The following is a 13,474-nucleotide window of genomic DNA, read 5'->3' as shown; positions in this document are numbered from 1 at the left end:
ATCCCGACCCGGTTCTGGCAGCATGGGCGCGCCTGGCAGTACGGTGCAACCTGGAGGGACCGGCGCACCCGGTAGGGGCTTGCCTGGAGGGACAGGAACACCGGGCGGAGGAACAAGTTCGCCTGGTACGGGATCATCTGCCGACATGAGCTCGTCAGGTGGGACAGGCTCATCGGGTGGTATGGGATCTGGTGGAGGCATGGGGTCATCCGGTGGCGCGGGAGGGGGCGGCAAGTAGGCGTGTCGTTATTGTATCAGCCTAGGCGATCTTGTCTCTTCAGGCTGCGCTCACAGGTAGACTTGCAGGGGTTTATGAGGGTTAGTTTTAGGGGTGTTTAAGAATAGGCCCCATATTATGCCTTTTAATAACCACGTTAGGTCTCGTGCCAAGGCCATTAACAAACGGAAGGGCCACACTAGGTTAAAGCGCCACATTCTCCCAAAGTTTGCACTCAAGCCCAATCCAGACACGAGCCGTATACCGTGGTTTCCAATTGCTCCCCGATCGATAGGGACGCCTAACCGCGTCGCCTCCGATCGCGGGCATTGCTGACCCTGGTTCTCAGGCCGCTTCTTGCGGCACCTGGGGCTCTCACTAGGCGCATGCCAGTAAAGGCTCCTTATAATGCTCCAGGATCATCTTGCCGTGGGGGTGATGGCCATCGCACGAAATTAAGCGGGTTGATACCCACGTTTCATTCACACCTAAACACTCCGTTGCGAGACCCTCACGTGAGAATTCTTAAGCGGCTTCACCATGCCTGAAGATAGCACTGCGCGACCGCGAGATGAAGATGCGAAGGCTCAGCTCGCCGCGATCGTCGAATCCTCTGACGATGCCATCGTGAGCAAAAACCTCGATGGAATCATTACCAGTTGGAATCGCGGCGCGGAGCGTATCTTTGGCTACACCGCACAAGAAGCCATCGGGCAGCCAGTGACCATCCTGATCCCTGCGGACCGGGCCAATGAAGAGCCTAGCATTCTCAAGCGCATCCGTGGCGGGGAGAAGATTGACCACTACGAAACAATCCGGCGCCGCAAGGACGGCACATTGCTCACCATTTCACTGACCGTGTCCCCCATCGCTGATGCACACGGAAGGGTGATCGGCGCATCCAAAATTGCGAGAGACATTACGGAGCGCAAACTGGCGGAACAGACGTTGCGGGAGGCGCAACTCCGTTTCCAACAGTGGAATAGGGAGCTGGAGCAGGCGGTCAGTGCGAAGACAGTAGAACTGCGTTACTCACAAGAGCGGCTTCGGGCGTTGACCAACGAGTTGAACCTGACTGAACAGCGGGAACGGAAGCGGTTGGCCATCGAGCTGCACGACCATTTGCAGCAGCTGCTGGTGCTCGGCAAGATTAAGCTCGGCCAAGGCAAACGGTTGTCAGCCACGACGCCTGCCTCGCTCGCGGTCATGAACGAAACCGACCACATCCTCTCCGAGGCCTTGGACTATACTCGTATGCTGGTGACCGAATTGAGTCCCCCCGTTTTGCACGACCATGGATTGTATGCGGGTCTCACGTGGCTGAGTGAGTACATGCCAAAGCACGGTGTGATGGTGACTGTCAGGGTGCCGAACACACCGTTGGCGCTGCCGGAAACCCACGTCGTCCTCTTGTTTCAGTCGGTGCGGGAATTGTTAATTAATTCGGCCAAACACGCCGGGACTGGACAGGCCAGTGTGACGATGGCTCGGCGCAACGGCCTTCTGAGCATCGAGGTGCGCGATGAAGGGGCGGGGTTCGATCTTGCTGCTGTTGCGGGAAGCGAAACCTTAAGCGGAGGGATGTCCTCCAAGTTCGGACTCTTCAGTATCGGCGAACGCATGCTCGCGATCGGTGGATCATTCGACATTCAATCATCACCGGGGAAGGGTACCACGGCAACGCTCCTACTGCCGTTGGCTAAGAATGCAGGCCAGAGCGGAGCGGGAGTGCGCATAGATGCAGAAGACTCGGCAGCCAACCCGCAGGGCTCAGCACGGTCCGGGCCAAGCACGCGGGTGCTGCTCGTCGATGACCACCTCATGGTTCGCCAAGGGCTGAAGGCGGTACTGAACGCGTATGCAGATATCGAATTGGTTGGCGAAGCCGGAACTGGCGAGGAGGCCGTGCGGCTGGTGGACCGATTGCGGCCAGCAGTGGTGGTGATGGACCTTAATCTCCCCAAATTGGATGGCGTGGAAGCGACGAGACAGATCAAGTCACGCTATCCAGAGACGATCGTCATTGGGATCTCGGTGAACCCCACAAAAGAGAATGAGGAGGCGATGAGGCGGGCGGGTGCGGTCGGCCTGCTCTCGAAAGAAGCAGCCGTCGAGCAGTTGTACGAGACCATAATACAAGTGACGAGGCCACAAGCCCGAAGCCGATGAAACAACAGGCCCAATCGTTGCCACAGCTGTCGTATCGAACGTGGCGAAAGTCCTCATCGAATCACCAGCACCAGCTCACTAGTTGCACGTAGCTACCTTGTGAGCGAATGATTCAAACACGGACAGAAACACGGACAATTTCCGGTTAACTGAGTTCTTTCATTTGGTTGGGAGTCAGTAACTGATTGAAAAGGTTGGTTGCGGGGAGAGGATTTGAACCTCTGACCTTTGGGTTATGAGGCCTTAAAGACGGATTTCGTAATACCCTGATCTTTCGTCTTGTTTCTCGCTTTTATAATTGAATCAATGACTTGTAGCGTTCTATCTGTTGCAATGAATTCCATCAATTCTGTCCATTTCGACGCTTTTTAGCACAATTTTTTCACATACGATGTACGTAATGCGTAAAACTGTGATAGGTTGGACATCGTGATTCGAGGGTTTCGGGACAAGAAGGCGCAACAGTTCTTTGCAGGAGAGATGGTCAGGGAATTCTCCAACTTCCGGAAGGTAGCTGAGCGGAAACTCACGATGCTCGACAACGCGACGGACCTGAAGGACCTCCTATCACCGGCAGGCAACCGACTGGAAAGATTGAAGGGGGATAGGGTCGGACAACACAGTATAAGGATCAATGATCAGTGGCGGATCTGCTTTGTCTGGACGGCTGACGGACCCGATGACGTCGAGATCACCGATTATCACTGAAGGAGAGAACACCATGATTAAGAACGGCATGCGGCCGGTTCATCCAGGAGAAATTTTACTGGAAGAGTTCATCAAACCGTCAGATCCGCAGATAAACGCCAATACACTAGCCAAGGCCCTCGAAGTGCCGGCGAATCGGATCACGGCGATTATCAAAGGGCAGCGTGGCATCACGGGAGATACTGCGGTTCGTCTAGCGGCATTTTTCAACACGACAGCTGAATTTTGGATGAACCTGCAGAAGACCTATGAGCTGCGGCTTGCCGAACAAGCATTGCCGGTGAGGGTCAGGAAGCATATCGAGCAACGCAGAGACGCACTCGTGACTGCCTGATAACGGGATACTCCGTTCCGGACTCGCTGCCATTTACACCTTACCAATTAGTGAAGGAAGGAAGTCACCGGGAGGGCCTTCATCGACTTCCCCAACGCGCTGATCGTCACGGGTTTCGTCAACTGGGTGAAGTGACGGCGAGACTTCGGTGAGATCGCGCAGCGCCGTCGTCTGGCGCTTCGACGGCTCAGTCCTTCAACGAGAACGGCGTGAAGTCCGTATGCCTGTCGTACCAGTCCTCGTTCTCCTGGCGCTTCAGCCAGCCGACGATCGCGTAGGTCACCGGCGTGAAGACGATCTCGACGGAGACCTTGAACGCCCAGTTGAAGGCGATGACCTTCATCATCGTCCCGGGCTGCCAGGTCCCGAGGAAGGCAATCGGATAGAAGAGGGCGCTGTCGACGAGCTGGCCGACTGCGGTCGAGCCGATCGTGCGGGTCCAGAGATGACGCCCTTCGGTCCAGACCTTCATCTTCGCCATGACATAGCTGTTCATGAAGTCGCCGCACCAGAAGGCGACGATCGACGCGACGACGATCCGCCCCGTGCTCCCGAATACGAGCTCCAGGGCAGGCTGGATCACGGCATTGAAGGGCTCCTCCGGATCCGCCGGCATGTGGATCACGAAGAGCCCCATGATGGTCGCAAAGATCATCGAGATGAAGCCCGCCCAGATGACTTTGCGCGTGCGCGCGTAGCCATAGACCTCGGTTAGCACGTCGCCGAAGATGTAGGAGATCGGGAAGAAGAGGTTCCCGGCGCCGAAGGTCAGGCCGAAGAGGATGCACGTCTTGCCCGGTCCGATCAGGTTCGAGCAGAGCACGACCGTCACGAAGCCCGCCATGACGAGGTCGTAGTAGCGGTAATGACGGGGGTTCGAGACGAGTTCATGCTCGAGCGATTCGGCGCGGGCGGTCATCTGCGGGCCAGGTTCCTCTCGGTCTGTGGTTCTATGTGCCCCCTGCAGGCGTCGCCCGTTCGCGATCCAGCTCCGGATCCCGCCCCGGCCCGAGACTCGCCGGCAGCGGCAGGATCTCCCGCTTCGCGAGCGCGATCCGGATCTCTGCCCAGTCCGGCGCGGCCTTCGGATAGCCGGCATAGCTCGTGAAGTGGATCAGCCACTCAGGAATAGGAAATTTAAAAGGACTTGTGGCCTGGCCAGGAAGCTACCAAAGACCTCGTTCACGATCAATCCCCAGGCTTAGCCATCGGAAATACGGGCGTGTCCGCTGCCGAAGGGTCGGCCTGGCCTGTCGTGGTGTTCAGGCGAAGGGATGTCGCCAAGGGCTGGCCATTGGGAGCGAGCAGCCCGATCGGAAAATAGATTATTGCGAGGTGGACATTGGCTGTAGGGCGCGTTAGGTTGAGGGATTGATGCCCTGTAGGCTCATCGCTTGGATTCGCACCCGACGGGGCAAGTGACTACTCATCACCTCGACAATGCCGGTCACCCGTACGCGATCACCGTCTTGAGGAATCCATCATAGGCGTTCGGATTGCAGTGCCCTAACGCTTCCAGTGGTAAGATGCCTGTTTCATCGTCGAGCATGAAGGCTGCTCGGTCATACAGCACACGACACCTAGTGCGTGCGGCTGGTGGAAGGACGATCACCGCACTCACTACACCACGTTGGAAGATCGGGGCTCCATGAGAGAAGCGTCTCTATAGAGACTTGAGCGAGTTTATTAAGGGTTCCGACTCCGTTGTCCTTAATCAAAATGTTTTACCGTAAAGGAAGGTGATCTCCCAACGAGGTTGTGATGCCTAAGACTATCGTCGTGCTCCATGGCGACCAGACTGGAGAAGAACTCCTGGCTCAAGCGCTCCGGGTGCTTGACCCTGACGTTATCGGCCTCAGGGCTACCTTGCAGCATTTCGATTTGAGCCTCGCCCACCGGCGCGCGACCCACAACCGTATCGTCGAAGAGGCCGCTGCGGCCATGGCGGCGGCTGGTTATGGATTGAAAGCCGCCACGATCACTCCCGAGACGGCAGGAGACGTCGGCAGCCCGAACATGATCGTGCGCGAGCGAATCAACGGGAGTGTCATTGTCCGGACCGGGCGACGCATTCCGGGGATCACTCCTGTCGGTGGGGCCCACGGACCGATTGCGGTGATTCGCATGGCCGTCGGCGGGGCATATGGGGCAAAGGAATGGCGCGAAGGAGAAGGACTCCATGAAGTAGCCTATCGGACGGAACGGATAACGCGGTGGCACTGTCGTGCGGTCGCTGAATATGCATTCCATCATGCTGAGAAGTTCGATGCCAAAGTCTTCGGCGGTCCCAAATACACCGTCAGCCCGATTTTCGAAGGCCTGCTGAAGGAGGAGATGGACGCCGCGGCCTGCCGTCACCCCAACATCCGCTACGAGCCTCAATTGATTGACGCGACGTATGCCCTGCTGCTGGCTCATTCCGGTGAGACGCTCGTCATCCCCGCTCTGAATCGAGATGGCGACTGCCTGAGCGACCTGGTCCTGCAACTGTTCGGTTCCATCGCCGGATCGGAATCGCTTCTTCTCAGCCTGGACCAGGACTGGAGTGTCCGTGTCGTCATGGCGGAAGCTCCGCACGGTACGGCGCCCTTGTTGTTCGGCAAGAACCTCGCCAACCCCATGGCTATGATTCTGGCAGGCGCCTCAGTGCTTTCCTATATGGGCGAGCCGGAAGCCATAGTCGCACGTGCCCTTGAAAGCTCAGTCTTCGAGGTGGTCTCGGACGGCATACGGACAGTCGATCTACAGGGACGGGCGACAACCACGGAATTTACAGACGAAGTGATTCGCCGCGTCAGGAATAAGCTGGGGTAGGGCTTTGTGTAATCCCATAAGAACCTGGACCTCACGGGCTCCCTTATGGAATCGACATGGCAACGCGAAAGCCGTATTTGTTGTATTTGGAGTTGATTGCCCAGTACCAAGCGTGAATGGCTACGCGCAGACACCATCGTTATTCTGAAGTGTGTGCAACGATTCGGGGAGACCCTGCCAATTTCCGATGACGATGAATGGCCGCTTTCGGGTAAAGAATCAAACTTGATCAATGACGGCAAGTGGCCGAATAGCGGCATTTGAATCTGACAACCACATCGCCGACACTCCTTTCTCACTAGATGTCGCCACAGTTAGTGCATCGCACTGACGAGTCGCAAAGGCGGCGGTGCTCTCGCCGTCTGTCACCGAAAGGAGTCCATCATGGCAAGTATCAACACATCTCAACACCGCGAACCGTGGAATAAAGGGAGACTTGTCGGCCAAAAAGCGCCGTTCAAGTTGAAGGAGATTTGGGCGACATCTCAGACAACAGAAATTTGTGAAACATGACAACCGATACTGGATTGATTGATGGGGAGGATTTTGGGCCAGGGGCTAGGGGATGTTCCCGCGCCGAGGAGGTGGTCGCCCCTGCGGGTCAGGCTTGATCGTCGAAGTGAGGCGCTGCGGCGCCCAGCGTGATTTTGCTGAGCACCGCAGGCTGTGCAGGACCGTCTGTCGTTACAAGGTACTTAAAAACGCAGCCAAGTCGGCTTTTTCACTTTCAGTCAGTCCCATTCCAAAACGAACGTTGTACATCTCGACGACGTCCTTCAGGCTCTCCGCCGAGCCATTGTGAAAGTAGGGTGCCCGGGCGGAGAGTCCGCGAAGAATCGGGCCTTTGAACTTGCCGATGTCCGCCCATTTGCCCGTCACCAATGCCCGTCCGGGATCGGTAGTAGAAATTTCCTTCGTCGGATCGGCCTTCTGGCGCAGCTTGATAACCGGCAAATAATCCACCCCCAGCGGATTCAGCGGATTCCCGACGTCGGCGACCCCGATGTTCAACGGTGCGATAACGGAATGGTTGCCGACATTGGGCGAGTCGTGGCAGGTACCACAGGTCCCCGGAAGGGTGGCGACCCCAAGCGCATCGTTGATCCCAGCGACGCCCGTAATGGCGATCGGGCGCGAGTTGAACAGCATTTGCCCACGCAGAATACTGGCGCGGTGGTGGTTATGGGACTGTTCATGCGCCCAGGCGGGCGTAAACAGGGTAAAGATCACCGGGTTGAACGGCGTGCCCATGGGGTTCCCGCCCAGCGGATCATTGATGCCAACAAAGAAGGGTTGGTTAAACAGTGCCACGGGCCCGCCGTGCGCACCGTGGGACTCCAGCGATCCCGCACCAAAATCGACGGTCTGCGCGGTCGACAGCCCCATTTCAAACGCCACGATTTGCTGCTTCTGGTGCTCCGTCAATGGCGTGCTCGCTTGCGCATGGCCATTTGTGGCATCCAGCGATTGATGGAGCAGGTCGAACGGCAATTCTTGCCCGAGGGTGGACGGCACAATCGGTTTCGTACCGGTCTGCGTAGAGGATTCACGCCCATCCCACATCACGGTGGTCAAAAACCGGAGATTGGTTGAAGGAAGCGGGCGGCGGTACATGGATAAGGTCGAGGTGTTATTGCACTTGTAGGGGTTGCTGACGCTGACCACCTCAAACTCGGCATCAGCAGGGACCGGCAGGGCAACGCGAATTAAACCACGGCTGGTGAGCAGGCTGTAGGCCTGTCGGCGGCCTTCCACCGATGAGGTATCAATATCGTGATCACAATTGGCGCCGTCATTGGTACGAAAGATCGGGTCCAAGCCATGCGTCTCTTCAAACCGTTTGGCAACATGCGCGGCTGAGACAGACCAGGCGTCACTGGCTTGGTGGCAAGTGGCGCAACTGCGCCCGTTAGTACCAAGACTCTGGAAAAATGGCCCGGTGAGATCGATCTTCCCAGATTCGTTGAAGGTTTTCAGAACTCCATGAGGGTTTGAAAACGGAAACAGATTCGGGAGAAACGTAGAAGGCTCGGCCCCCACGACAGTGGCGGTACCCACCAAGAGCGCGCTCAGTATGCCCGCGCGAAGTTTCAACATGAATAACCTCCGTTGTAAGTAACGAGAAAATCGAGCGGGATGTTACAGCATATTTCGCAGGATATTAAGCTGTGGGAGGTACGTACCTCCAAATAATGTTTTGAGTACTGCACTCACTGGCTGAGGATTCTAATGAACGGCAGGTTTCCGGCGTGGAGCGTGCCGTAGCGACTGTCGCACAGTGGCCGATGGCAGTCCTCGACCCAAAGGAGAAGCACACGACTGACCGCTACCAGAATGGGGGCTTGCGCCGATCCCCATAAGACGATGATCTCATCGCGGTAGTGGAGCGGAACTTGTCTTGCTGCGATGGCTTAGGGGTTCTTGCCCGCCGGTTTAGGCAGAAGTGGACAATCTACCGTAACGGGATTATACAGTCTGCCTGAACATTGTTAGGCGTCAGAAGCGAATCACATGCCCACCCCAACCATCTTCATCTCGTACTCACACGACACCCCGGAGCACAAGGCGTGGGTACTGAAGCTCGCCACGGACCTTCGCTCGGCCGGAATCGATGCGTCGCTCGATCAGTGGGATCTGGCGCCAGGGCAAGACGTTGTCTCCTTCATGGCAGATGGAATTGCCAAAGCCGATCGTGTTTTGTTGGTATGCTCTGAACAGTATGTCCGCAAATCGGAAGGAGGCTTGGGTGGCGTCGGCTACGAGCGGCTGATCGTTACGGCCGAAATGGTCGAGGCCATCGAGACCAAGAAGTTCATACCGATAGTCCGGGCAAACCCATCAACGTCAAAGACTCCTAGGCATCTCGGGCCGAGGCTCTTCCTCGACTTCGGTGACGACGCGACGTACGCTGCTTCACTAGAAGCGCTATGCCGAGAACTGCTTGGTATGCCAGCGACTCCGAAGCCGCCGCTCGGTTCGAACCCCTTCTCAGCGTTGATCCCGACTGCCGCAGCCCCAGCTAGAGCTGTGTTGGGCACAGGCGCGCTGCCGACGGGAGAGCCTCTGCTCTCCGGCAAATGGTTTGAGTCAGAACGTGCAACCGCCGAAGCCGGCATGGCCAAACTCGGTGTCAAGGCTGGAATGGAGCTTCGGTTCGGGCTACACACACCGGTGAACAAGTCGCAGATCGACCTCCTCACCGCGGTCCGCGCTTCTGAAATTCACACGTTCGGCTGGCCGATTGGTATCACGCTGGAGAATGTGAACGAGTATAAGCCTCGGCCGTTCGGCGACGGCATTCGCGCAGAGGTCGCGATTCAGAAGGATGGTCCCACTGGCCGCGAGTCCTACGACTACTGGGCCATGGCGAAGAGCGGTGACTTCTACTTGCTGCAGGACCTGTTCGAGGACATGCGAGACGAAGGCAAGATCTTCTTCAACACACGCATTGTGCGCGTTACAGAAGCTCTTATGTTCGCTAGTGGCCTGTACTCGCACGTCGGCGCGCCCGCCGATGCACGTCTCAGCGTGCGAGTCACCCACTTCGGACTGAGAGGCCGCACCCTAAGCAGCGCTGGCGGTAGGCGTCATGTCTCGCCACATACTTCGGTTGACGACAGGTGCGAGTCTGAGGTGGTGGTAACTCTCGGCTCAATCAGCGACACGCTGGTGACCGACGTCCAGCGGCTCACGGCTCCACTGTTCATGCTTTTCGAGTTCATGGAGTTCGCAGACAAGGTCTACGAAGACATCGTCCGGAAGTTTGAGAAGGGCCAGTCGTCGTGAGGCGGCCTAACCCCTCCATCGAGCGGACGTGCCACGGTCGACCTCGCTTGCCGCGCCACGCCGCTCATGTCGAACGTTAGGCTTAAACCAGGGAGTTCATGCCACGAGCAAACGGAATCAACAGCCATCTTGCTGGCGAGTACTTCGTCGCGGCCGAGCTCTATCGGCGCGGCTACACCGTCGCAATGACGCTCGGCAACGCAAAGGCCATCGATCTGTTCGCGGAGCGGGACGGTTGCACGGTCAATGTGCAGGTGAAGGCAATCGCGAAGCGTCAGAGCGTCGGTTGGCCTATGATGATGGATAAGGTCATCCCGGGCATCGTTTACGTGTTCGTATGCCTAAACGAAGCTCCGGTGCCGCCGGACTATTTCATCGCGACTTCAGACGAGGCACGCAAAAAGGTCAAGCAGTACACCACGCGTGGCATCGTTTATCTTGCAAGTGTTCGCTCCGAGGAGTTCATCGACCGTTGGGACAAGGTCAAGGCCTGGCTGACCTCGCCAAGTGCGCCCAAGCGTCGGCGCGGCCGAACTACACCGTAACGCGACCGGGCTGAGGACCGCTTTACGGCGAGGCGATCTCGGTGCCGAAATTCCGCACTTGGCCGATGGCAGCCCTCGACCCACAGCCGACGTCCACGACCGACGGCTATCCGGTAGTTCAATCGAATGACGGCCCCACCGGGATCCCAGGGGCGTCAGCTTCCAAAAAATCCCCACTACACCCCTGTCAAAATCTCCATCTGAAATGCCAGCACAAAGTCGGTCGATTTCTCATGGAATTTGACTTATGCTAATTTTGTTCCAAATACAAATGGTTTGGTCCTTTGCGGTGGGATTGCCGGTCTCACGGCGAAAGATGCCGAGATGGTGTTGGGGAGACAAAGGTAGAGCCGGGCTTTCTTTTGGAAGACGTAACCTTACTCCAAGCTCTTCGCAGAGGCGACGAAACAGCCTTTGCCCAGCTGATAGACCACTACCATGCCTCGCTCCTTCGTCTTGCAATGACCTTTGTCTCTAGTCCTGCAGTGGCGGAGGAGGTGGTCCAGGAAACGTGGATCGGTGTACTAGAAGGCATCGGTCGATTTGAGGGACGTTCATCCCTCAAGACATGGATTTTCCGAATCCTAACCAATCAGGCAAAGACCAGGGGCGTGCGAGAACGCCGAAATGCCCCGTTCTCACCTCTAGGACATTCGACGGAAGAGCCCGAGGCCCCAGCCGTGGACCCCTCTCGATTTCATACTTCAGGATATTGGGTCGATCATTGGAATTCTCTCCCCCGCTATTGGGATGATGAGACTCCTGAAAGACTCTTTTTATCCAAAGAAGGGCTTGCGCAGATCGAGAAGGCCATTAATGCCCTTCCCCCGATACAGCAGCAGGTCATCACGCTACGAGACGTGGAGGGGTTAAACGCAGTGGAAGTCTGTAACATTCTGTCGATCGGTGAGACAAATCAGCGAGTGCTGCTCCACCGTGCGCGGTCCCAGGTCCGACGTGCCCTAGAGAAGTATCTCGAAACAGGTGACTCGCAGATATGATCCACGACAACCTCAAGAACCGCATGATCGACTGCCTGGCGGGGCAGCTAACCTGTAAGGCAGTGACCGAAGCCATCACTGACTACCTCGAAGGCAACCTGGGCTTCGTGGAGCGGATACGGTTCCAGATGCACCTAGGCTTTTGCCGGGGTTGCCGACGGTACCTTCGACAGATGCGGCTAATGCTCCGCACCTTCGGCACACTGCCGATGGAACCTATCCCGCCAGCTGTCCGCGATGAACTCCTTCAGCGATTCCGGACCTGGAAATCCCGATCGCAAACTTAGCGTGTAACGAAATCGAACATTGGAAGACTGTAGCTTATAGAACTATGGTCTACGTTTGGCCATAAAGGAGGAATCAATGAAGAATAGGAGTATTCTCACAGTTGTCATGGTCGGGCTGCTGGCTTGGTCTTGTGCGGATACAGCCCAGGCGGCAGCAGATCGAGAGAAGCTGCTCAAAGATCCTGGCGTCTATGGGAGTTTCGCAGTGTTCAAGGTAGATGGAGACTGGTGGAAGCTGGACAAGGCGGTGAGAGGTTCGGCCGCTGCTGAAGTGAAGGTCATCTTTCAGAAGCATGCCGACACCGTCACGGCTGATACCTATCTCCTTCGTGGGCTTTCCGAGAAAGCAGACTTCTTTATCCGCGTTCATTCTATGGAAATGCTGAACAACCAGAACTTCCTCGTGGACCTGATGGGGACAACGTTCGGGAAGTATCTACAAAACACCGATACGTTTAACGGCATTACCAAAATGGCCAATTATGTGTCGGCCTTTCCCGACGAGCTGAAAGAGGCGATGAAGACCCCGCCTGATCCCGGTCCTAAGTCCTATGTGATCGTCGTACCGATCCGAAAGGACGCGGGATGGTGGATCACGGCACAGGACGGACGGGGCACTATGATGAAAGAGCACGCGGACGCTACTGTTACCTACCTCAAGACGGTCAAGCGCAAGCTCTATCACTCGAGCGGGCTAGACGACCTCGACTTCATCACGTATTTCGAGACCGCCAAGCTGGACGATTTCAACAACCTGGTTATCGGGCTGGAGCGGGTCAATGAGAACCGCCACAACAAACAGTTCGGAAGCCCGACGCTGCTGGGCACCATCCATTCGCTGGATGAAATGCTGGAGATTTTTTCGCGGTAAGCATAGCTCGAGGCCTTGGGCAGCGGGGACGACCGTACGAGAGATAGGCGCATTTGCTGCGGTCTTGCCTCGCTGATTCCTGCCATCTGCTATGCTTTACTACATATCGGCCTGCTTTCTTGGAGGGTCCTCCTGTACTTGTAATTGCTGGTGCTCGCGCCGAATGCCGATTGTTGGTTGTTCGCATTGTACGTCGTAGCCGCGAGGACAGGAGGTAGCTTGGTTCGCGCTAACGTCCCGCCGGAGAGGTCGGAACTGGTCATACGAGGTGCGCGGGCACATGAGGGCATGCAGCCTGTGCCGGCTTCTGACGGCGAGACTCCAGGTCATCTCCGGGAAAGGGCACGCCTGACCGGGGAGTGGGTCTTTCACGGTGTGCAGTCAGCCCACGGAAACACCGGACGGGGGCGTAGTTATGAACGACCGCTTTCCAGCCCGGAGTGTGCCGTAGCGACTGTCGCCAAGTGGCCGAACTGAGACATTCGAACGACGGCATTTACGCTGCAACGACCGGCTACAGTTTTTCAAGAAACACATCAGTTGAAAGATCCGTACCCCCATTTACCGCAGCGTCGGCTGTAGGCGACAGTGCGCACTGAGCCTTCGATGACGGGCGGCCGCTATCTGGTTCATAGCAGTACGTTGGCCGCATCCGACCGGAATGACGCTCTACCCGTGTCGCCCTTCACCGACCGATCGGTACCCAATAACGATAAACCAGCGGAGCAAGTTGGTTATATTT

At 56.8% G+C, this 13,474-nt stretch carries 11 protein-coding genes; 9 read left to right on the top strand and 2 right to left on the bottom strand.

What is annotated here, in order from left to right:
* Window positions 1–757: 757 nt before the first annotated feature.
* The 3 genes from H8K03_09415 (at window position 758) to H8K03_09405 (ending at window position 3,428) form a co-directional block, all read left to right on the top strand.
* The gene (locus tag H8K03_09415; GenBank protein UVT22082.1) at window positions 758–2,386 is read left to right on the top strand and encodes a PAS domain S-box protein; all 1,629 of its coding nucleotides are present in this window, start codon (window positions 758–760) and stop codon (window positions 2,384–2,386) included.
* 429 nt (window positions 2,387–2,815) lie between these two features.
* The gene (locus H8K03_09410) at window positions 2,816–3,094 is read left to right on the top strand and encodes a type II toxin-antitoxin system RelE/ParE family toxin (GenBank protein UVT22081.1); all 279 of its coding nucleotides are present in this window, start codon (window positions 2,816–2,818) and stop codon (window positions 3,092–3,094) included.
* Between the two features lie 13 nt (window positions 3,095–3,107).
* Complete coding sequence (locus H8K03_09405; GenBank protein ID UVT22080.1) at window positions 3,108–3,428, top strand: HigA family addiction module antidote protein; 321 nt, start codon at window positions 3,108–3,110, stop codon at window positions 3,426–3,428.
* A gap of 187 nt (window positions 3,429–3,615) precedes the next feature.
* On the opposite strand, the gene H8K03_09400 is transcribed toward H8K03_09405, so the two are convergent.
* On the bottom strand, window positions 3,616–4,347 hold the full coding sequence (locus tag H8K03_09400; protein UVT22079.1) for a queuosine precursor transporter: 732 nt from the start codon (window positions 4,345–4,347) through the stop codon (window positions 3,616–3,618).
* A gap of 842 nt (window positions 4,348–5,189) precedes the next feature.
* Between H8K03_09400 and H8K03_09395 the strand changes: the two genes are divergently transcribed.
* Entirely contained in the window at window positions 5,190–6,242 is a 1,053-nt protein-coding gene (locus H8K03_09395; protein ID UVT22078.1) for an isocitrate dehydrogenase, read from the top strand.
* Window positions 6,243–6,926: 684 nt separating this feature from the next.
* Here the strand turns inward: H8K03_09395 and H8K03_09390 are convergent.
* Window positions 6,927–8,339, bottom strand: coding sequence for a hypothetical protein (locus H8K03_09390; protein ID UVT22077.1), 1,413 nt, complete (start codon window positions 8,337–8,339; stop codon window positions 6,927–6,929).
* A 414-nt stretch (window positions 8,340–8,753) separates the two neighbouring features.
* On the opposite strand from H8K03_09390, the gene H8K03_09385 reads away from it, so the two are divergent.
* The 5 genes from H8K03_09385 to H8K03_09365 all read left to right on the top strand — a co-directional run bounded on the left by H8K03_09385 (window position 8,754) and on the right by H8K03_09365 (window position 12,732).
* Window positions 8,754–10,028: a toll/interleukin-1 receptor domain-containing protein gene (locus H8K03_09385; protein ID UVT22076.1), complete on the top strand. Its 1,275-nt coding sequence runs from the start codon at window positions 8,754–8,756 to the stop codon at window positions 10,026–10,028.
* Between the two features lie 98 nt (window positions 10,029–10,126).
* Window positions 10,127–10,573: a hypothetical protein gene (locus H8K03_09380; GenBank protein ID UVT22075.1), complete on the top strand. Its 447-nt coding sequence runs from the start codon at window positions 10,127–10,129 to the stop codon at window positions 10,571–10,573.
* Window positions 10,574–10,935: 362 nt separating this feature from the next.
* Window positions 10,936–11,574 carry a sigma-70 family RNA polymerase sigma factor gene (locus tag H8K03_09375; protein ID UVT22074.1) on the top strand — a complete coding sequence of 213 codons (639 nt, stop codon included), beginning with the start codon at window positions 10,936–10,938 and terminating at the stop codon, window positions 11,572–11,574.
* A 23-nt stretch (window positions 11,575–11,597) separates the two neighbouring features.
* Window positions 11,598–11,861, top strand: a complete 264-nt coding sequence (locus H8K03_09370; protein UVT22431.1) for a zf-HC2 domain-containing protein — start codon at window positions 11,598–11,600, stop codon at window positions 11,859–11,861.
* 76 nt (window positions 11,862–11,937) lie between these two features.
* Window positions 11,938–12,732, top strand: a complete 795-nt coding sequence (locus H8K03_09365; protein ID UVT22073.1) for a chlorite dismutase family protein — start codon at window positions 11,938–11,940, stop codon at window positions 12,730–12,732.
* Window positions 12,733–13,474: the final 742 nt, after the last annotated feature.

Origin of the sequence: Nitrospira sp., from assembly GCA_024760545.1 — a bacterium.
Classification (GTDB): domain Bacteria; phylum Nitrospirota; class Nitrospiria; order Nitrospirales; family Nitrospiraceae; genus Nitrospira_D.
The sequence above is the reverse complement of the archived record's forward strand: the minus strand, read 5'-3'. Positions and strand labels throughout refer to the sequence as shown.

What these genes read in the sequence shown, in the direction of transcription:
- H8K03_09415 (UVT22082.1), top strand. Translation starts at nt 758, where the DNA reads ATGCCTGAAGATAGCACTGCGCGACCGCGAGATGAAGATGCGAAGGCT.
- H8K03_09405 (UVT22080.1), top strand. Translation starts at nt 3,108, where the DNA reads ATGATTAAGAACGGCATGCGGCCGGTTCATCCAGGAGAAATTTTACTG.
- H8K03_09395 (UVT22078.1), top strand. Translation starts at nt 5,190, where the DNA reads ATGCCTAAGACTATCGTCGTGCTCCATGGCGACCAGACTGGAGAAGAA.
- H8K03_09380 (UVT22075.1), top strand. Translation starts at nt 10,127, where the DNA reads ATGCCACGAGCAAACGGAATCAACAGCCATCTTGCTGGCGAGTACTTC.
- H8K03_09400 (UVT22079.1), bottom strand. Translation starts at nt 4,347, where the DNA reads ATGACCGCCCGCGCCGAATCGCTCGAGCATGAACTCGTCTCGAACCCC.
- H8K03_09370 (UVT22431.1), top strand. Translation starts at nt 11,598, where the DNA reads ATGATCGACTGCCTGGCGGGGCAGCTAACCTGTAAGGCAGTGACCGAA.
- H8K03_09365 (UVT22073.1), top strand. Translation starts at nt 11,938, where the DNA reads ATGAAGAATAGGAGTATTCTCACAGTTGTCATGGTCGGGCTGCTGGCT.
- H8K03_09385 (UVT22076.1), top strand. Translation starts at nt 8,754, where the DNA reads ATGCCCACCCCAACCATCTTCATCTCGTACTCACACGACACCCCGGAG.
- H8K03_09390 (UVT22077.1), bottom strand. Translation starts at nt 8,339, where the DNA reads ATGTTGAAACTTCGCGCGGGCATACTGAGCGCGCTCTTGGTGGGTACC.